We start from the raw sequence: 17,872 nt of genomic DNA, 5'->3' as shown, positions 1-17,872 counted from the left end.
CGTCCCCTCAATGTCCGACCCCCCTACTAGTTTGTAACTGTCAGGGAAACACACCAACAAAGGAGCAACCACCATGGACGTGATCAAGGCCACCAGCGCCGCAGACTTCCTGGGCCTCGTGCCCGCTCTCATCGGCTACACCCCCACCCGCTCGATCGTCGCGATCCCCTTCGCTGGCAGCCGAACCGTCGGCGCCGCTCGGTTCGACCTGAACCCGACGCTCGGTTCGGGCTCACTTGCCAGTTCGATCGTCGGCGTCATCTGCCGAGTGCCGACCGCTGACCGCATGGCGGTGGTGATCTACACCGACGACGACAGCGAGGCCTCGCGTGGCCTCGTGAACGCCCTGCTGGCCCGCGCGGACGAGTGCGGCTTGTCCGTCACGGATGCCCTCTACGTCGCCCGTGACGGCTGGGGCAGCTATCTCTCAGATGACCACCCGCGACCGCTCGCGGAGATCAACACCGCGCTCGCCGTCGGCCACCCGGTTGCGGCCTCACAGCACGCCGGCACCGAGATCCCCGCCGCTGACGACACCCGCCTCTGCGAGGTGAACACCGCCTTCGAGGGCTTCGGCCTGGGCGACGTCGCTGAGACGGACTGGATCACCCTCGGCGAGGTCGCCGTGACCACTCCCGCCGAGGAGATCGACCCCTTCGAGGCCGCCTGCCTCATCTTCGCGCTCAGCCGACCCGCTCTCCGCGACGTCGCTCTCGTCCAGTGGGCCCGCGACCAGGCAGGCGGCGAGCGCGCCGCCGAGGCACAGGCCGGATGGGAACGCGGCGAGGAGTACCCCGCCGACCTCGCCGCGATCATGTGGGGCGACGCACCCCGGCCCGACGCGGCCCGCCTCAGCGCGGCTCTGACGACCGTCCGCCACCTCACCGCCCTGACACCTCAGCCGGTGCGTGCGGGCCTCCTGGCCTCAGCCGCATGGCTCTCCTGGGCACTCGGACGCTCCACCCACGCCGCCGACTATGCGCGCCAGGCGCTCGCCATCGACCCCAGCCACGGCCTCGCCGAGATCGTGGCGAGCTTCATCCAGGCGTCGCATTTGCCCTCCTGGGCTTTCGAGAACTGACCGGCGAGAGGAGACACGATCATGGGCAGCACATCAACTCACAAGGAGGCGGGCGTCCCCGTCCGCACCTTCTTCGAGCACTACTTCACCGGCGCCACGATCATCGCCAGCGGCACCCGCCGTGACCCCGACTACGTGGCCGGCACCGTCGACTGGCCGTACGAGTTCTACGCCGCCGTGCGCTACGACGAAGGGCACCCGCACGCGGGCGAGGTGTTCGCGTTCGTGGTGCTCTACGCCATCGCGCCGTCGAGCTACTACAACTTCACGTACAAGGACCTCGACGAGACCGTGGGACCGGTCGCGTCCCACGCGCCCCGTGCCGTGCTGGAGGCTCTCACCCCGACGACGCATGAGCACGCCCAAGCGTGGCGCGCGCGCTGCTGGGCGAACCTCGAGCTCGCGGAGTCGAAGCCTCGTGTGCGCCGCGGAGAGCGCATCCGCTTCGCCGAGCCGTTCACGTTCGCCGGCGGGCTGCAGACCACCCCGACCACCGAGTTCGAGGTGATCGAGCGTGACGTTCTGCGCGTGGTCGACCACGGCATCCGCGTGCGCATCCCCCGGTGGCGAGCCCGCCGTTACGAGAAGGCGGGGCGGTGATCATGGCCACCTCTCGCATCGTGAAGGTGCTCCGCGCAAACACCGGCGCACGAGACCTGCGCACCGTGTTCGAGGACTTCTGCGCCATGGCGGCCGCGGCGATCCGCAACCGGGTCGACCGCAACGGATACCAGGCACGGGAAGAAGACTACGAACGCACCCGAACGCACTACACCCCCGCACAGATGGATCGCTTCGCCGAGGCGCTCGCCCTCGTCGCGCTCGAGCTCGATGCGCATCCGCGCGACGTGCTCGGCGAGACCTACATGCAGCTGGGCATCGCCAACCGCGACCAGGGGCAATTCTTCACCCCCTACAGCGTCGCGCAGCTGATCGCCAGCATGCAGATCCACGACGCACCCACGCAGCTGCTCACGCGCCCGTTCCTGACCGTCTACGAACCCGCCTGCGGCGCCGGCGCCATGATGATCGCGATGACCCAAGCGCTCGCGGCGCAGGGCATCGAGTATCAGACCAAGGTGCACGTGACCGCCGACGACATCAGCGCGATCGCCGTGCACATGAGCTATGTGCAGCTGTCGCTTCTCGGCGTGCCCGCACTCGTCAACCGCCGCAACTCACTGACGCTGGAACACTTCGACACCTGGCCCACTCCCGCCCACGTTCTCGGCGGCTGGGCATACCGGCTCGCGCTCGCTGATCGCTAGCGATCGGTGGTGTCGCCGGTTCAGGCGGCCAGACGCTCCCGCAGCGCAACAATGCGCCCCAGGTGCTCCCGGGCCTCCTCCTCGAGCTCGGCGAGCGCCTCGAGGACGTCGCGGCCGGCAGTCTGTTCGGGCACTGAATCCACGCGCGCGACTGTCCACCGGCGGCGGGGGCGCATCTGAACGACGACGAGCCCTTCCTCCACGAGCGGCTCATAGGCATTACGAATCGTCTGTACGCCGTTCACCCCGAAGCTCTCACACAGGTCAGCGACCGTGGGCAGGAGATCACCCACCTCTGCCCCCGCAATCACGTTCCGAAGGTGGCGTTCGATCGCGCGATACCGCGGCTCGGTTGACATACGTTCCCCTATCCCTCAACAACACTAGATGTGTTGATCTTATGTCTTCGCGGCACCCTGTCAACCCCCGCCCCCGTCGTCGCAGCACCACACGGCAAGCCGCCCCCAATGTCTGACACCCCTAGTAGTTTGTAACTGTCAGGGATACCAGTTACTAGGAGGATCAGAAATGGCCACCACAAACCTCGCCCAAACGGTCGCCGACTACTACGCGACCACCTACGGAGCCGAGTTCGCCGAGCTCGCCCTCGCCAGCACCCACGACTACTTCGACCTGTGAGGAGACCCACGATGACCACCGCACTCCCCACCCTCAACCGCCAGTCCAACCCCCTGCTGACCGTCATGCGCGCAGCGGGCCGCGCCGGGGTCGCCGTGCTCCTGTGGGGCAAGCCCGGCATCGGCAAGTCGTCGCTGTTGCAGGCGCTCGCCGACGCCGAGGGCATCCCCATGGAAACCGTGATCGCGTCACTGCGCGAACCCGCCGACTTCGCGGGCCTGCCCGTCGTGCAGGACACCGGCGTCGAACTGGCCGCGCCCGCCTGGGCGGTCCGCCTGGCCGGAGCCGATGACGGCTACCTGTTCCTCGACGAGTTGACCACCGCACCACCCGCCGTGCAGGCCGCGGCGCTGCGCGTCGTGCTCGACCGGGTGGTCGGCGATCTCACCCTTCCGCGAGGGGTTCGAATCGTCGCCGCCGCGAACCCGCCCGAGCAGGCCGCGGACGGGTGGGACTTGGCTGCGCCCATGGCCAACCGCTTCCTCCACATCGATCACGAACCCGCCACCGATGACTGGATCGACGGCATGACCACCGGCTTCCACGTGCCCGCGTCAGGGCGAGTCCTCGACTACTCGCCCCTGCTCCGCGCCGCGAGCCGCGCTCAGGTCGCATCCTTCATCCGCACCCGGCCGGACCTGCTGCACGCTCTGCCGTGCGACGATGCCGCCAGCGGGCGCGCCTGGCCCTCGCACCGCACCTGGACGATGACCGCCGACGTGCTCGCATTCCTCGACCCGGGCGACACGCCCGCCAACCTCCTGGCCGCGACCGGCCTGGTCGGGGAGGGAGCGGCAACCGAGTTCATCGCCTGGCGCTCCCTGAATGACCTCCCCGACCCCGCCGACGTGCTGGCAGACCCCGAGTCCGTCCCCTGGGACACCCTCGAACCCTCCCGCGCGTGGGCGACACTCACCGCCGTCACCGCGTACGCCACCGCAGACGGCACCAAGACCGGCTGGACAGCCGCGTGGGCACCCCTCGCCGTCGCCGCCACCGCGGGCCTGCAAGACGTCGCCGCCGCCAACGCGCGCGCACTGCTCAAGTCCCGCCCGACCGGAACCCGCCCCCCGGCGAGCGCCCGCGCGTTCCTCGCGATCCTCACCGACGCCGGACTGATCCCCCAGGAGGCCGCAGCATGAACCCCACCATCCGCCCCCTCACCGACGACGAACGGCGAGCGCTCGCCGCGGCCCGTCTGGTCGCCGTCGAGTCGGCCCCGTATCTGGCGCACGCGTTGTTCTCTGTGCGGCCGCTCGCCGCGGTCGGGCTGGCCACGTTCGCCGTGGACGCGCATTGGCGGCTGTACGTCGATCCGATGACCTTGGCCGAGTGGGGTCCGCAAGTGTCAGGGGCCGTTCTCGTGCACGAGGTTTTCCACCTGGTGCGCGACCACGCGGGGCGCGCCGCGGCGTTGCCCGGGCCGGTGGATCACGAGCGGTGGAACATCGCCGCGGATGCCGCGATCAATGACGATCTGCTCTCTGCGGGGCTGCCGCTGCCGGAATGGGTTGTCACACCGGCGAGCCTCGGTTTGCCCGCTCAGGGCGTCGAGGAGGCCTACTACGCCGCGATCTCGCCTCAGCCGTCACAGAGTGAGATCGGATGCGGGTCGGGAGCGGGCGACCCTCGTCAACCGTGGGAACCTGCACCGGATGCTCCCGGGATGCCGGGACTGGACGACGGCCAGGTGACGATCACGCGCCGCAAGGTCGCGCACGACGTGCGCGATGCTGAGGCGACGGGGCGCGGCACCGTCCCCGCGGGCCTATCGCGGTGGGCCGGTGAGGAACTGGCCGCGCCCACGGTGCCGTGGCGGAAGGTGCTCGCCGGGATGGTGCGCCGCGCAGCCTCGCTCACCACAGGCCGGATCACGTACACGTACACCCGGCCCGGCCGCCGCCGCCTCCCTCAGATCGTCACGCCCGCCATGCGCGCCCCGCGCGTGACGGCGGCGGTAGTGATCGACACGTCAGGGAGTATGACCCGCGCCGACCTGGACACCGCGCTCAGCGAGGTCAGCGGTGTCATCAAAGCGGTCGGCGGCACCGTCAAGGTGATCGCCTGCGACGCTCACGCCGACCGCACCCGCAACGTGCGACACGCGCGCGACGTTCAGCTGATCGGAGGCGGCGGAACAGATATGACAGTCGGGATCGACGCCGCCGAGTCACTGACCCCCCGCCCGGACGTGATCATCGTCCTCACCGACGGCGACACCCCCTGGCCGTCCCGCCCCACCCGCGCCCGCCTCATCGCGGTGCTCACCCGCGAGCGCGGCATGGGTAGGCTCCCCGTCTGGGCGCGTGGCATCCACGTTCCCGCCGCCTGACCCGTCAGCTGGTGCCGGGTCCGCCCGGCACGACACAATCAGCAAGACACCGCCCCAGAGGAACAGTGCTCCACCGATGATGACCGCAGACCCGGTAATCACGGCGGCGGCCGGTCCAATGCCGGCTGATGACGTGTTGCGGAGAGCGTTGAACCCGACGAACACCAGCGCGGAGCTCCACCCGACGAGGCTCAGCACCTTGCCGGCTCCGTCCATCCACGCCATGAACGATCCGCGCGGCGCGCCGTGGACTCCCGCGCGTATCGCCATGCCGGCGCCGTTCAGTATCACTCCGCCGACGACGATCCACGCCGCGGCCGCTACAGGGTCGGCCAGGTGAGGGACGATCCACAACGGCGCTGCCAACGCGGCGATCAGTGCGACTCCGGACGCAATCAGCCACCATCCGCGGACTCGAGGTGGAGGGGGCGTCGGCGCTGTGGTCTGCTGCATGCTCTCATCGTGCACGACCGAACACCTCAGCATAGGCTCCGGCCATGAGCGATGAGGTAGCGCGAGCTCGGGAACGCCGGATCGATCGCGACCACGTATCCATGGACGTGCCGAACTGCCCGGCATGCCTGCATCAGCTGACGCCCGACGCGGATGCCGAAAGATGGATCTGCCGTCAGCCCGATTGCGTCAACAACGACGTGCGCACTCTGTGACTAGTTCTCCCGGTGTCGGTGGCCCTCTGTAGATTGGAAGTAGACAGAGGGAGGACGCAATGACCGAATCGAGACCACCCATCGACCCCACACTCCTGCGACTGGGCGACCGCATCTGCGCAGCCGCAGGCACCGACCTCGGCACGGTGCTCGACGACCTGGCCACCAACACGAGCGACCCCCTCACGCCCGCCGCGATCCGCTCCGGCTGGCAGGTGCCCGACACCACCATCCCCGCCGCTGAAGGGACGGCGACAGCGTGAGCCGCGCACAGTTCGACCTCGGCGCTCGACTCCGCGCAGCGCACACCTCCACCCCCGTCCGCACAGCCGCATACGCACCCGCAATCCCCCCGACAGGTGGCATCGCCGTGACCGTGGACACCGACGGCGAGCACGTCTATCTCACCGCCGCCGACGACACCACAGGCCGCACGATCACCGGCACCGACCGGGCAGGCCTGGACGCGCTCGCCTCCCTCGGAGCCACCATCACCGCCCCGCGTCGCCCTGTCGTCGTCGGAACCTCTCGCGACCTCGCCACCCTCACAGCGCTCGCACGCGCCTACCCCGACGCGGCCGCATCCCCCGTAATCGGGTGGTGGGACGACCGCCTCGACTACCCAGGCACCGACGCCGTACACGTCGTCACCAAAACTGCACGGCTGCGCTGGACCCTCGGCGTCCACCCCGACCGCGAACGCGACGTCGACACCTGGTCGCACTGGCTCGGCGTCACCACTTCCGGCCCCCAACGGCTCCTCGACCTCGCACGCCGCACAACCTCCGGCCCCCTCCTACCCGGCATCCTCCACGCCAGCATCCTCGACACCGCCTCCTGGGAGCGCTACACCAAGCGCCTCGCGGCAGGACGCCCCTGGTGGGCCAAAGACACCCGCATCGACGCCGCCCTCGGCCTGATCAGCCGCTCCCACGCAGCCGAGTGGTACGAATCGCTACGACTGTCAGACCCTCTCGTCGCGCTCGCCGCCTCGCATGACGGAACGCTCGTCCCGGGCCTCGTTATCGCTCGCACCGACGATGCCGCCGTGATCGCCGCCGACCGCCCGCTGAGCAGGCTACGCGTCGGCACGAAGGTCAGCGCATGGGCGGGCGACCCGGTGCATGCAGGCGCAGTCGAATGCCTCACCGGGACGGTCGCCGCGGCCACCATCGACCCCGCCGCGCAGTTGACAGTCACCGTGAGCGGCATCCCCCGCCGCCACCGCGAGGTCAAGGTCGGCAACCGGGTTACCCTCCGCCCCGCGCGGGTCGATCCGAACATGCAGGCCAACGCCCGCCGCCTGGCCGCTGCGGGTTACCGGCGCGGCACCAACTGGATCGCCGGGCGAGGTAAGCCCGTTTCTCGCCGCGGTGACGTACCTCTCGACGTCATTGTCGCCGCGGCCGACAGCTAATCTGTCTACTTATCCCGGTGTCGGTGGCCCTCGGTAGATTGAAGATATGAGGAAAGCACCCACCGCGACCACCCCGACACCCTCCACCACACCGCCTCAACCCGCAGCGGCGAGCGCAACGGACCACCTGCGCAACCCCACCCTCGCGCAAGCGCTGTTCTCCGTATGGAGCGGCGACCCGGCAGTAGTCATCGACTCGCCGCCCGGAGCAGGCAAGACCCACCTGATCACCCGACTCGCGCACCAACTGCACGCCCGCGCTGGGATGACCGTCGCCGTCGCCGCGCAGACCCGAGCGCAAGCCGTGGACGTCGCCAATCGCACCGCCGCCACCGGAGCACCCACGATCCTCCACGTAGACGCCGAAAAGGAACGCCCCCGCACCCTCAACCCCGGCGTCAACCTCACCAACTCCCGCACGCTCCGACCCGGCAACGGCGTCATCGTCGCTACCACCGCTCGGTGGCTGTGGGTTCCCAGCAACCGCAGCGTCCACTTCGACGTACTCCTCATCGACGAGGCCTACCAACTCACCTTCGCCGACCTCGGAGCGCTCGGAGCGCTCGCCGATCAATTTGTCCTCGTCGGCGACCCGGGGCAGATCGACCCTGTGGTTACCGGGAAAACGCGGCGCTGGGACGCACAGACCACCGGACCACACGTTCCCGCCCCCCAAGCCCTCGTCGCCGCGCACGGCGACGAGGTGGCACGGTTGCGACTGCCGCAGACCTGGCGGTTCGGCCAGGACACCGCAGACCTCCTCGCGCCGCTGTATCCCGCGCTCCCGTTCACTTCCGCCCGACCACCGCGGCATCTGACCCTGGACGGCGAGCCGCTACCTGAATACAGGGCACTGCCCATGCCCGCCACTGGCGGCACCGCAGACCCGCACGTGATCCTCGCCGCGACACAGACCGTCCGCGATCTCGTCACCGGAGCCGCCGTCGCGACCCCGGACGGCACCCGTCTGATCGAAGCTGCCGATGTCGCTGTGATCGCCCCTCACGTCGAGCAGGCCGCGCTCGCGGCGGCGGGCTTGGCCGATCTGCCCGATGTGTTCGTGGGGACGATCAATCAGGCGCAAGGGCTTCAGCGAGAGGCTGTGGTCGCGATCCATCCGCTGCTGGGTCACGACGTGGAAGAGAGCTTCGCGCTCGACCTCGGCCGGTTGTGCGTGGCGCTCTCCCGGCACCGTGCGCACGTGTCGGTGGTGTCCGATGAGCGCTCTCCCGATCTGCTCGCTGCGGCGCTGGCCGAGCATCCCCAGTCAGCGCGGATCGCTGTTCAAGGGCAGTTGCTTAGCCGCCTGATCGCGGCAGGGTGATCCGGTAGCCGGCGCCGGTCCGCTCGGCACGTCGGCGGGTGAGGGGGCTCGCCGTGTCGGGGGCGTCCAGTCCCATCCGGGAACTGCGGCGAGCGCAGCGATCTCGGCGGCATCCAGCTGGCCGGCTGCGTAGCGCTCACGCCAGTACGCGGCGCGGCGGCCGAGTGGGATGCGGTGGCCGCCGATGTTGTGGGTGTCTGCGTATCTCAGATCGCCGGCGTCGCGCTCGGGTTCCGCGGAGATCCAGTCTCGCAGCGCTCTGAGGAAGTCTCCGTGTCGGGTCTTGCGCTCCTCGAGCGCGCCGGGAATCCGTGCGAGCTCACGTCGCTGCATGGCCGTGAGCTGCTCATTGCGTTGTTGTCTGAGCCATCTTGAGAGCGGCGCGTTGATGCCTTCCAGCCCGTCAAGTCCTCCGCGCTCGTCTACGTGCGCCTTCAGTTGCGCAAGGTGCTCCGACCAGATCTTCGAGGACCGGGCAGAGTACCCATCCCACGACCATCCCGCCCTGGAGGCGAGATCGGCGATCTGAGAGGCGCTGAGCGCTCCGGCGCGGTAACGGATGCGCAGGTTTTTCACCCGCTGGCCGAGCGGATAGTCGACGCCGTCAGCGCAGCTCGTGGCGGCCTGCGGAACGCTGCCGTCGCCATGCTGCGAGATCCACCAATCGAGCTGCTCGAGAAACTCGGTCCAGGCTGTGGGTCTCGTGGTCATTGTTCGGTTCCGTCTGCGCTCAGCTTGGGAGATCTCGGCGCCAGGTCGTCTTTGCCGATCATCCATCCTCGGCATCTTGTGCCGGGGGCGATGTTGTGGGGTGCCAGCAAGTAGGTCGATGTCATGCGCAGGGCGGTCATATCGGCGTTCCACATCGCCGCGGTGTCGCGGCCGCACTCCGGGCAGATCGCGCGCTCCGCGCGGCCTCGGACGGCGCCACGTCGGCCACTCATGAACCCGCGCGATCGACGTCGATACGCCCCCCGGCGAATCGGTGCTGATTCTCGTTCATTGCGCCCTCTGCTCGCATGTTTAGTCCGTTGACAACGGGATAACTAGACACCTTACTGTCGACCCCCGACAGCGCGGGCGGCGATACACACTCCAGTACGCCGCCCGTTTGGTTCTCTGCCCTTATGTCGTGAGTCAATGATAGTTTGCAACTGTCAGGGATACGAACAGGAGCACACATGAGTCGGATCAGCTTCGGATATGTCCGCACCACCGTCAGCACTGCTGCTGACACCGAGTACGAGAGCAACCGCGCCCTCGCCCGCCGCAAGGAGGACCTCGACGACTACGCCGTGGCCGGGTACACGCTGCTCAGCACCATCTCGATCACCGCTGAGGGCCGCGCGACCATCGTCGACACGCTGCAGCGCATCACTGAGGACTGACCCGTGACTACCGACGTGAATGGAGCGCCGGGCGGGCAGCCGCCGACCTCGAGGAACCCGTCGAGTCCCTACTGCCAGCGATGGACCGGCGGCCGGCATAGCTGGCGGCATGTGAGCGAAGGAGGTTTCGACGCGACGCTGTTCGACGTAAGGCCCATCCCTGAGGCTCTCGCCCGTTCGATTGTCGCCAGCCACCACTACGCCGGCACGCTGCCGGCGACGCGGCTCTCGTGGGGATTGCTCACGCGCGACGACCGCCTGATCGATGACTCCACGCCTCTGTCGGGCGGCCTCGGCCTTGTCGGCGTCGCCTGCTTGAGTGTGCCGATGACTGCGTCGGTCCTCACCAATGTCTTCCCTCAGCTGGAGCCCTTCACCGAGTCGCTGGAGCTGGGTCGACTCGTCCTCACCGATCCCGTACCCGCGAACGCTGAGAGCTGGTTCCTGGCCCGCGTATGGCGACAAGCGGCTGCGGTCGGTCTGCGCGGGATCGTCTCGTTCGCCGACCCTCTCCCCCGCCAGCGCACTACTACCCGCACTCTGCCGGATGGGACCGCGGCAGAGGTCGTCGAGACCATCAGCCCCGGACACGTGGGCGCGTGCTACCAAGGCGCCGGCGCAATCGCCTGCGGTCGGTCGACCGCACGCACCCTCATCTACCTTCCCCGCCACGGCACGGTCCTGTCCGAGCGGACACTGTCGAAGATCCGGCTCCAAGAGAGCGGCAGCGCCGCGGCAGAGAGGCACCTGGTCGCCCTCGGCGCAGCTCCTCGGCCCATCAGCCAAGACCCCCGAGCTTGGTTGCGGTCCGCGCTGGACGACGTCGGCGCAGTTCGTCTGCGGCACCCGGGCAACTTCCGCTATGCCTGGCCGATCGGCACACGCCGACAGCGACGCGGCTTCACGATTGCGGTCCCTTCTACCCGAAACCCGAAAGCTGACACGCACCGACTCCCGGCCCCGATCGTCGCCCCCTCAAGGAGCGCCGACTCGTGAACGCACCGCTCCGCCACTGCGACGTGGATGAATGCGGCCGCCCCGTGACCGCCCGCGGCCTGTGCAGGATGCACTACCTCCGGGAATGGCGCAGCGGGACCGTGACCGACGCGCCGCTACGCGACCGCAGCCGACACGTCTGCCCCGCCGAACATCCCCACGACCTGGATACCTGTTGGAGAGAACACGGATGCCGCTGCGACCGGTGTCGGCATCTGCGAAAGATGGAGCGACAGCGCCGACGCAACCGCATGATCGCATACGGACGCTCGGACGAGATCTCTCCCGCCACAGTCCCGGTTGAAGATGTCCGCCCGCACATCGTTCAGCTGCACGAGTTCGGCAAGTTCGCGCTCGAGCGAATCGCCGACGCCGCGCGAGTCTCCCGCACCCTCGTCCTGGACATCTACTACGGGCCGAGGGGCAAGGAGAAGAGATCCCGCCAGGGAACCCCCCGCCGCATCCGCGAGGTCGCCGCACGGAGGCTACTGATGTTGACCCCGGATCAGATCTCGGCGCCCCTTGTCCCCGCGATCGGCACCATCCGGCGCCTACAGGCTCTTGTGGCGATCGGATACTCGCAAACTCAGCTGTCCGAGCGACTCGGCGTGCAGGTCACGAACCTCTCCCATCTGATCCACGGCCAGCGTGAGCGAGTGACAGCGGCGACATATGTCGCGACGCTTGAGCTGTTCCGAGAGCTATGGGCGCAGCCTCGCTCCGGCGCTCGGGCCGCCCAGGCTAAGGCCGTAGCGCGCGCGAACGGATGGGTGGGACCACTGTCCTGGGACGACATCGATGACCCCGACGAGCAGCCCAACAACGAGGGCGGAGACCAGACGGTCGCCGAGTCTTTCGACGCAGCCGCCGTCGATCTCGCCCTCTCCGGGGTACAGGTGAAGCTCCGCGACATCGACAGGCAAGAGTGCGTTCGACGGCTCCACGCACAGCGATGGGGTGATCGGCGCATCGCCGAGAAACTGGGCTGCGCGATCAAGACCGTTGCGCGCGATCGCAGTCTCCTTGCGCTGCCGGGTATCGATCCGTCCGAGCAGGAGCGTCCGACGGCCGCCTGACCCACAGCCCGTTACGTTGACGCTGGCTGGTCCCAGAAGCCGTAGAGCGCCCGCTCGATCTCTTCTTTGAGATAAGTAAGCCTGGCGAGCTGAGCTTGCTCTCGCTCTGTGAGCGCCTCGGTCGCCATCTTGGACGAAAGTGCGCCCGCAGCCTCCGCGACTACCTGCACGCAGAGGTTCGCTGCCTCATTGAAGCCGTCCTCGAACGCCTGATCGACGCGCTCGCCGGCAGCGCTCTGCACTCGCCCCAAGGCCTCCCGCCCAAGCCCTCTCGCGAAGTCTGCGAATCCAGCCATGTCGCCCTCCCCCACCTCGTTCGATCGAGATCGCCTGGCTCAGGCTATCGACGCCCGCAGGTCGACGCCCTCCTCTGTCCGGCTCAATGTCCGACGTTACTGCTATTTTGTAACTGTCAGGGATGCTAGATGGAGGTTTGAGATGAGCAGGGAAATGAAGCGGCTGGCGATGAAGGTATCACGCGAACTTGTCACGCAGCGAGTAGACCTCGGCGATGACTCGTACGACGTGATCTCGGATGCCGTGGAGGGAGACATCGAGGTGGTGTCACTGGCCGACGATCTTGATTTCTTCGCCAACGAGAACGGCTGGGCGGAGTTCTCCCCGCGTGACCGCAATGCGCTCGCAGAGATGGTGCAGTTCGCCCATCTCGGTGCCGCCAATCCGATCCTCGGGCCGGTGATCTTCACCGGAGGTGTCGACGGCGCGGGTGAGACTCGGGGCCTTTCGGAGGAACGGGCTCGACAGATCGAGCGACTCGCGGTCGTCTTGCGAGAGGCGGTGTGAGATGGGTGCGGACATGTTGATCGCGGTCGCCGCGGCTCCTGTGCTCGCTGATGGAACTCCGGTCCTTGATGTGGAGGTGATCTCGCGGTGCGCGTCGGCCGCGTTCCAGAGCGCCGCGACTGCTGGGCAGGTAGATCCAGAGGCCTACTGGGACATCGTCGATGCGGACACGCCTACCGTGGCGGAGATCGCGGCCGCGCTGGATGGTTGGATCCGCGACGGGGGGCTTTTCGGCCGCGATGTGACGGTGATCACTGTTGAAGGACGCATGTTCGTCGCGAGCGGCGGCCTGTCGTGGGGTGACGCCCCGACGGATGCGTTCAGCTACCTGTGCCTGCTCGATGAGATCGGCGCCTTCACTGAGCCGATCTCGTCCTGATACGTTCAGGCGACCTCGAGGTTGACCGACTCAGCCTCGAGGTCGGGGATCGTCTGTGCGGGGTGGCTGAAGGTTGCGCGCTCAGCGGTGATGGTGACGGTGTCGCCCTTGTGCACGGCGATCCGGAGCAGCTCCGCGCGTGCGCCCGAAGCATGCACGTTGTAGGGACCGTCCGCCCCGTCGATGCGGAAGCTGACCCTCGCGACGTGATCGGAGATACGGCGCATCAGTGTGAGCGGAGAGCGCACGGTTCCCGTGACGGTCACGGCCGTGGCCACCTGCTCATCTGCGAGTGGCGCGGTCTTTGTGGTGTTCATTTCTCCTCCTGGTTATCGATGGATGGATGCGCCGAAGAGGGCGCGCTGAAATACGAGGTCGGCGTCGACGGCGCATCCGGCGCCGAGGTGGTCATCGACCATCGCGGCCGCGCAGCAGAGATCTCCCTCGTCGTGCAGCGCGGCGAGCGCGGCGAGGATCTCGGTGAAGGTGATCACGGTGGTGACGGCACTGTCTGTCTCGCTGCCTGGGCGATTGTGGGTCACGGTGACCTGCGCTTGCTCGAGGTCGGTTTCGGTGGCGATCAGCCATGGCGAGGTACGGCCGTCGAGAAGGTCGCACAGGTCGATGAGCTGGGCGTCGGGGATCTGCTTGGTGAAGGTCAGGGGGTAGTTCATGGCCTACCGGTCTCCTCGGTGGTCGGATCGGGGACGATGATGGCGTCGAACCCGTTGAGATCGACGCGGTGGCTCCCGGGCGTGGCGCCGGTGGTGTAGGTCGGGTGCCATTCGAAGCCGGGTGCGTTCCCCTGTTGGGAGGCGTAGTCCGCGAGCGCGCCGAGGGTTCTCCCGGCGACGGGGTGGGCGTCGCGCAGTGAGATCGCGATGAGGCCTTGTACGGTGCGCGGGTGGAGAAGGTGGCGGTCGAGCTTCAGGGACTTCAGGTGCGCCGGCCAGAGGTCTTCGGCGTTGGTGCCGTAGTCCTCTGTGAATCTCGCGTGGGCGGCGTCGGTGATCTGCTGCTGGATGAGGGCCATGACAGGGCCGGCGTAGCGGTTCGCCTCGGCCACGAATGCGGCGCGATCGTCGTCTGCGGCCTTCTGGGCGAGGCGGCATGCCGTGCGCCATTGGGTCAGTTCGTCGAGGAGTTGCTCGTCGGCCCAGGCCAGTGTGGGGCGAGCCTCGCCGTAGTCGTGGGCATCGGAGGGCCACCAGGGGGTGTGGCCCCACTTGGATCCTCCCGAGTAGGTCGAGAAGGCGTATGGGGCTTCTCCGAAATCAGATGTCGGAGTCAGGGTGGCGGTTCCGTTGCGGCGGGTGACCTCCCAGCCGTAGGAGCGCACGGCGGGGTCGGCCTGATGCCATGAGAGCGGGTCATGGGTGGGGGTGACCTGGGCGTCGGCGGGGGTTCCTTCTCTCGCCCAGGCGTAGGTGAAGAGCTTGCGGGAGGCAGGGTTGCGGTGGTCCCACAGTTCGGTGACGCAGAGCGTTCTTCCGGGAGTGCGCTCGATCGCGTCGGCGATGAGTGCGCGCCGTTCAGGTGCGGTCAGATGATGAGCGGGGTTCGCGCCGAAGGTCCATGTTGCCCAGGCTTCGGTGTGCCAGGCGACGTGGAGTGCAGATGCGGTGCGCTGCGGGAGAATCTGCCAGGGCGAGGTGGGGCCGGTCTTTCCGCTTCGGTAGAGCCGGGTCACGTCGAGGTAGATCTGCGCCTTCCGGTCGTCGGGCGAGGGGGTGTATGCGAACCATCTGCCCTGCCGGTCCCGGGCTACGGCGATCGCGCCCGGGAGGGTACTGCCCAGCTCGATCATCTGGTGGGCTCCGTCGTCGACGGCACTCGCGCGGCGGGAGCGGTACTCGGCGAGGATCTGGTCGGCGGCGCGTTTCTCGTGGGCGCCGCTGCCGTTGAGCGGTTGGGTCCAGGTGTGTGCGAGCTTCCACCAGTGCACGAGCTCGTCAACGAGCTCGTCGATCGTTTCGGCGGCCGCACCCTCTGTCACGAGCAGCTGTCCGATGAGGCCGCGGAAGTCTTTCTCCTGCTGCGCTTCGGAGCGCTTCGCATCGAGCGCTGCGCGGATGGTGGGCACCATGAAGAGGAAGTGCTTGCTGCGCTCATCGCGCGAGTAGAGGAACCGTTCGAGCTCGGGGACGCTGACCAGATCGAACGGCAGCACCCAGGAGTCGTCGGGCATGACGACGCACGAGGCTCGTACTTTCGCGGGCACCGCTGTTTCGCCGCGGTAGATGTAGCCAGGCTCGCCAGGAACGGGCACGTTGCGCTTGTAGATCTGCTCAGTGCGTTCGTAGCGGATGACGAATCCGCCGTCACGGCGCCCTTCGATCAGGTGCGGTACGTACGCGTCCGGATACTCGGCGTTGCCTGGGTGAATGCGGGGGTGATACCCGCGAGTCCAGCGGTCCCCGTCGACGTAGAGGGATCGGAAGTCCCGCACGCCCCAGTTGCCGATGATGCGCAGCCCGGGGCGGAGCTTTCTATTGAGGCGTCGCTGCCATTGCTCGAAGCTCTCGCCGCCCTCGCCCAGTTGGATGGAGTCTTCGTCGTCCTGGATCAGCTGGATCTTGCCGGCGTCCTGGTCGGCGATTGAGAGGAAGCTGACCCCTGCGGGTGGGAGTGGGTGCCATACGGGCGTGCGGTCGACGAGGCCTTGCAGCACGAGCATGATCCGCATGTAGTGCCGGCGTCGGGCGTCGGCGATCTTCTCGATCGCGAACCACTCTTCGCTGCCCGGTTGGACGGGGTCTCCGGATGCCCGCCCAAAGCCGAACAGGCCGCGGTCGAAGACCTCGACGAACTCCCGCCTGCGCGGGAGCACGCGGTCCCGGATCCTGAGCTCGGGATCCACCGTGAGTAGGTACAGCTTCTCGCCGTTGCGCAGCAGCCAGTAGCTGCGCTGGTTCGCGGCGTTGCGACCGACGTCCTCCCAAGGGTTCCCCGATCGGGACTCCACCTTGGTGGGGATCAGCACGACGACGCCCTTGGGCTCCGGGAGAACACGGTCCAGGTGGGCGGCGTCGGAGACGAGCCAGTCGATGAACTCGGGGATGTTGTCAGCGGTCAGGCCGGTGCAGGTGCCGCCCATCATGATCAGCGACTCCTCCGCCATCACGAGCACCTTCTGGCGCAACGTGATAGGGGTCTCTGCAGGCGCCGGCTTGCCGTCGCGCACGAGCTGGAGTTCTTCGTCTCGGCCGAGGTAGAGGTCAACGGTCCACAGCACTTCCGCCATCTGTTCCAGCTGCGCCTTTAGCGGAGCCATCCTCGCCTCGAGCTCACGGCGCGCCTTGTCGAACTGGGCCTCCAGTTCCTTGCGTTGCCGCTCGAGGTCTGTACGTTGCTGTTCCTGCTCAGCTTCCAACGACGCACGTTGACGGGCGAGCTCGGTCCGTGCAGCGACGAGCGACTCCCGGGTGGAGACCGCATCGGAGCCGACGTGCGGTGTGAGCTCGTTGCCGGTCATGCCTGCTCGACTTCCCACATGGTGGTGTTGTAGGTGCTGTCTCCGTCGGCACCGATGCCGTAGATGGAGCCTTCGTCGGCGTTCTCCAGCCACTCGATGATCGCCTCGGCCATCTCGTCGCGGGTCGCGAACTTTCCTTGCTCGCGTTCCAGCTCGACGGTGATGGTGAAAGTGAATGTGTGCGCCATGTCAGTCCTCCTCGGCGATGTGTGGGACCGCGACGATGCGTGCTTTCGTCGGGCGAGAGAAGAACCCGAACGCCTCATCGTCGGCGCTGACTTCGATGGTCGCGGTCAGGGCGATCCGGTGGCCGCGTGGGGGGCGGTCGTTGAAGTCCAGAGATCTCGGGACAGTGCCCCACACCTTCCATCCGGCGCCGGCGAGGAGCATTTTCAGCGACCCGCCGTGGTCGTTCTCTACCCACTTCGTGGAGAGAACCTCAGCCTCGATTTCGATGCGGCCGGTCGGGACTGGGCGTTTTGCTTCCTCGCGGATGGCGATCTCCTCAAGGACCGCCTCAGCTGCTGCCCGCCAATCGTTGATGTCGGTCTTGCCCGTGTGTGATTCTTCGGCCGATTCCAGCAGTAGGCCGATGCGACTGCGGAGTGGGTCGTTGTGTCGAAGCTGCGCATGCTGTTCTGCGAGCGATTCGTAGACTGCGCCGTGGCGGGCCATGAACGCTTCTCGCGCGTAGGCGATCTGTGCGGCGATGCCACGAGAACGATCGGCCTCCTTGGCGCGGCGTCGGGCGGTCTGACGTGCGGAGGAGACGAGGAAGGAACGGACACCGGTGCCGGCACAGGAGAAGCACCCCGTCGTGATGTCGTTGACTGCAGAGGTGTAGAAGGTGACCCTGCTAGGGGCGTTGTAGACGCCCGTACCGCCACATCTTCCGCACGTTTCAACGATGCGTTCACGGCCCTTCCTGCCCGGGTACGGGTCGATGTAGGAGCTGACGGATTCCAGACGTCCGGCCGTTGCTTGAGTAGTCACTCTCCCAGACCCCCTTATTGGTATCTTTGTTA

22 protein-coding genes are annotated in these 17,872 nt (G+C 67.6%); 14 read left to right on the top strand and 8 right to left on the bottom strand.

Annotation, left to right across the window (positions count from 1 at the left end; all coding sequences use genetic code 11):
- Positions 1–73: 73 nt before the first annotated feature.
- The 3 genes from AC1Q49_RS11850 to AC1Q49_RS11840 are packed head-to-tail and all read left to right on the top strand — an operon-like array spanning position 74 to position 2,349.
- The gene (locus AC1Q49_RS11850) at positions 74–1,081 is read left to right on the top strand and encodes a DUF4192 family protein (RefSeq protein WP_492492359.1); all 1,008 of its coding nucleotides are present in this window, start codon (positions 74–76) and stop codon (positions 1,079–1,081) included.
- Positions 1,082–1,102: 21 nt separating this feature from the next.
- Positions 1,103–1,681: a DUF6927 domain-containing protein gene (locus AC1Q49_RS11845; RefSeq protein ID WP_492492357.1), complete on the top strand. Its 579-nt coding sequence runs from the start codon at positions 1,103–1,105 to the stop codon at positions 1,679–1,681.
- A gap of 2 nt (positions 1,682–1,683) precedes the next feature.
- A complete protein-coding gene (locus AC1Q49_RS11840; RefSeq protein WP_298744047.1) occupies positions 1,684–2,349 on the top strand; it encodes an N-6 DNA methylase in 666 nt (221 codons plus the stop codon).
- Between the two features lie 20 nt (positions 2,350–2,369).
- Here AC1Q49_RS11840 and AC1Q49_RS11835 read toward each other — a convergent pair whose 3' ends face one another.
- Positions 2,370–2,708 (bottom strand): GntR family transcriptional regulator, encoded by a 339-nt coding sequence (locus AC1Q49_RS11835; protein ID WP_298744049.1) that lies wholly within the window; start codon positions 2,706–2,708, stop codon positions 2,370–2,372.
- A gap of 291 nt (positions 2,709–2,999) precedes the next feature.
- On the opposite strand from AC1Q49_RS11835, the gene AC1Q49_RS11830 reads away from it, so the two are divergent.
- The 6 genes from AC1Q49_RS11830 (at position 3,000) to AC1Q49_RS11805 (ending at position 8,729) form a co-directional block, all read left to right on the top strand.
- Positions 3,000–4,130 carry an ATP-binding protein gene (locus tag AC1Q49_RS11830; RefSeq protein ID WP_492492355.1) on the top strand — a complete coding sequence of 377 codons (1,131 nt, stop codon included), beginning with the start codon at positions 3,000–3,002 and terminating at the stop codon, positions 4,128–4,130.
- Entirely contained in the window at positions 4,127–5,320 is a 1,194-nt protein-coding gene (locus AC1Q49_RS11825; RefSeq protein ID WP_298744051.1) for a vWA domain-containing protein, read from the top strand. The genes AC1Q49_RS11830 and AC1Q49_RS11825 overlap by 4 nt, the downstream gene beginning before the upstream one ends.
- 497 nt (positions 5,321–5,817) lie before the next feature.
- On the top strand, positions 5,818–5,988 hold the full coding sequence (locus tag AC1Q49_RS11820) for a hypothetical protein (RefSeq protein ID WP_282837871.1): 171 nt from the start codon (positions 5,818–5,820) through the stop codon (positions 5,986–5,988).
- 59 nt (positions 5,989–6,047) lie between these two features.
- Positions 6,048–6,251, top strand: a complete 204-nt coding sequence (locus AC1Q49_RS11815; protein WP_242086188.1) for a hypothetical protein — start codon at positions 6,048–6,050, stop codon at positions 6,249–6,251.
- A 107-nt stretch (positions 6,252–6,358) separates the two neighbouring features.
- Complete coding sequence (locus AC1Q49_RS11810; RefSeq protein ID WP_293785194.1) at positions 6,359–7,405, top strand: hypothetical protein; 1,047 nt, start codon at positions 6,359–6,361, stop codon at positions 7,403–7,405.
- A 46-nt stretch (positions 7,406–7,451) separates the two neighbouring features.
- Positions 7,452–8,729 carry an AAA family ATPase gene (locus AC1Q49_RS11805; protein WP_298744056.1) on the top strand — a complete coding sequence of 426 codons (1,278 nt, stop codon included), beginning with the start codon at positions 7,452–7,454 and terminating at the stop codon, positions 8,727–8,729.
- On the opposite strand, the gene AC1Q49_RS11800 is transcribed toward AC1Q49_RS11805, so the two are convergent.
- Positions 8,673–9,440: a helicase associated domain-containing protein gene (locus tag AC1Q49_RS11800; protein WP_298744058.1), complete on the bottom strand. Its 768-nt coding sequence runs from the start codon at positions 9,438–9,440 to the stop codon at positions 8,673–8,675. The genes AC1Q49_RS11805 and AC1Q49_RS11800 overlap by 57 nt on opposite strands.
- A gap of 470 nt (positions 9,441–9,910) precedes the next feature.
- Between AC1Q49_RS11800 and AC1Q49_RS11795 the strand changes: the two genes are divergently transcribed.
- The 3 genes from AC1Q49_RS11795 (at position 9,911) to AC1Q49_RS11785 (ending at position 12,189) form a co-directional block, all read left to right on the top strand.
- The gene (locus AC1Q49_RS11795; RefSeq protein WP_293785188.1) at positions 9,911–10,117 is read left to right on the top strand and encodes a hypothetical protein; all 207 of its coding nucleotides are present in this window, start codon (positions 9,911–9,913) and stop codon (positions 10,115–10,117) included.
- Between the two features lie 111 nt (positions 10,118–10,228).
- Positions 10,229–11,113 (top strand): Mom family adenine methylcarbamoylation protein, encoded by an 885-nt coding sequence (locus tag AC1Q49_RS11790; protein ID WP_492492350.1) that lies wholly within the window; start codon positions 10,229–10,231, stop codon positions 11,111–11,113.
- Complete coding sequence (locus AC1Q49_RS11785) at positions 11,110–12,189, top strand: hypothetical protein (protein WP_454115831.1); 1,080 nt, start codon at positions 11,110–11,112, stop codon at positions 12,187–12,189. Before AC1Q49_RS11790 ends, AC1Q49_RS11785 begins: the two co-directional genes overlap by 4 nt.
- Before the next feature lie 11 nt (positions 12,190–12,200).
- Here AC1Q49_RS11785 and AC1Q49_RS11780 read toward each other — a convergent pair whose 3' ends face one another.
- The gene (locus tag AC1Q49_RS11780) at positions 12,201–12,485 is read right to left on the bottom strand and encodes a hypothetical protein (RefSeq protein WP_492492347.1); all 285 of its coding nucleotides are present in this window, start codon (positions 12,483–12,485) and stop codon (positions 12,201–12,203) included.
- 142 nt (positions 12,486–12,627) lie between these two features.
- On the opposite strand from AC1Q49_RS11780, the gene AC1Q49_RS11775 reads away from it, so the two are divergent.
- On the top strand, positions 12,628–12,993 hold the full coding sequence (locus tag AC1Q49_RS11775; protein ID WP_293785178.1) for a DUF3846 domain-containing protein: 366 nt from the start codon (positions 12,628–12,630) through the stop codon (positions 12,991–12,993).
- Between the two features lies 1 nt (position 12,994).
- The gene (locus tag AC1Q49_RS11770; RefSeq protein ID WP_298744070.1) at positions 12,995–13,372 is read left to right on the top strand and encodes a hypothetical protein; all 378 of its coding nucleotides are present in this window, start codon (positions 12,995–12,997) and stop codon (positions 13,370–13,372) included.
- 5 nt (positions 13,373–13,377) lie between these two features.
- Here AC1Q49_RS11770 and AC1Q49_RS11765 read toward each other — a convergent pair whose 3' ends face one another.
- Genes AC1Q49_RS11765 through AC1Q49_RS11745 form a run of 5 tightly spaced genes read right to left on the bottom strand, consistent with a single transcriptional unit; the run spans position 13,378 to position 17,840 of the window.
- Positions 13,378–13,689, bottom strand: a complete 312-nt coding sequence (locus AC1Q49_RS11765) for a hypothetical protein (protein WP_269268624.1) — start codon at positions 13,687–13,689, stop codon at positions 13,378–13,380.
- Positions 13,690–13,701: 12 nt separating this feature from the next.
- Complete coding sequence (locus tag AC1Q49_RS11760) at positions 13,702–14,046, bottom strand: hypothetical protein (protein WP_269268623.1); 345 nt, start codon at positions 14,044–14,046, stop codon at positions 13,702–13,704.
- Positions 14,043–16,847 carry a PspA/IM30 family protein gene (locus AC1Q49_RS11755; RefSeq protein ID WP_492492344.1) on the bottom strand — a complete coding sequence of 935 codons (2,805 nt, stop codon included), beginning with the start codon at positions 16,845–16,847 and terminating at the stop codon, positions 14,043–14,045. The genes AC1Q49_RS11760 and AC1Q49_RS11755 overlap by 4 nt, the downstream gene beginning before the upstream one ends.
- On the bottom strand, positions 16,844–17,035 hold the full coding sequence (locus tag AC1Q49_RS11750; RefSeq protein ID WP_269268621.1) for a hypothetical protein: 192 nt from the start codon (positions 17,033–17,035) through the stop codon (positions 16,844–16,846). Before AC1Q49_RS11750 ends, AC1Q49_RS11755 begins: the two co-directional genes overlap by 4 nt.
- 1 nt (position 17,036) lies before the next feature.
- Positions 17,037–17,840 carry a hypothetical protein gene (locus AC1Q49_RS11745; protein WP_269268620.1) on the bottom strand — a complete coding sequence of 268 codons (804 nt, stop codon included), beginning with the start codon at positions 17,838–17,840 and terminating at the stop codon, positions 17,037–17,039.
- Positions 17,841–17,872 lie beyond the last annotated feature (32 nt).

The sequence above is a fragment of the Microbacterium sp. MPR-TSA4 genome, from assembly GCF_058792815.1.
Note: the sequence above shows the minus strand (reverse complement) of the source record. Positions and strands in the feature narration are given on the sequence as shown.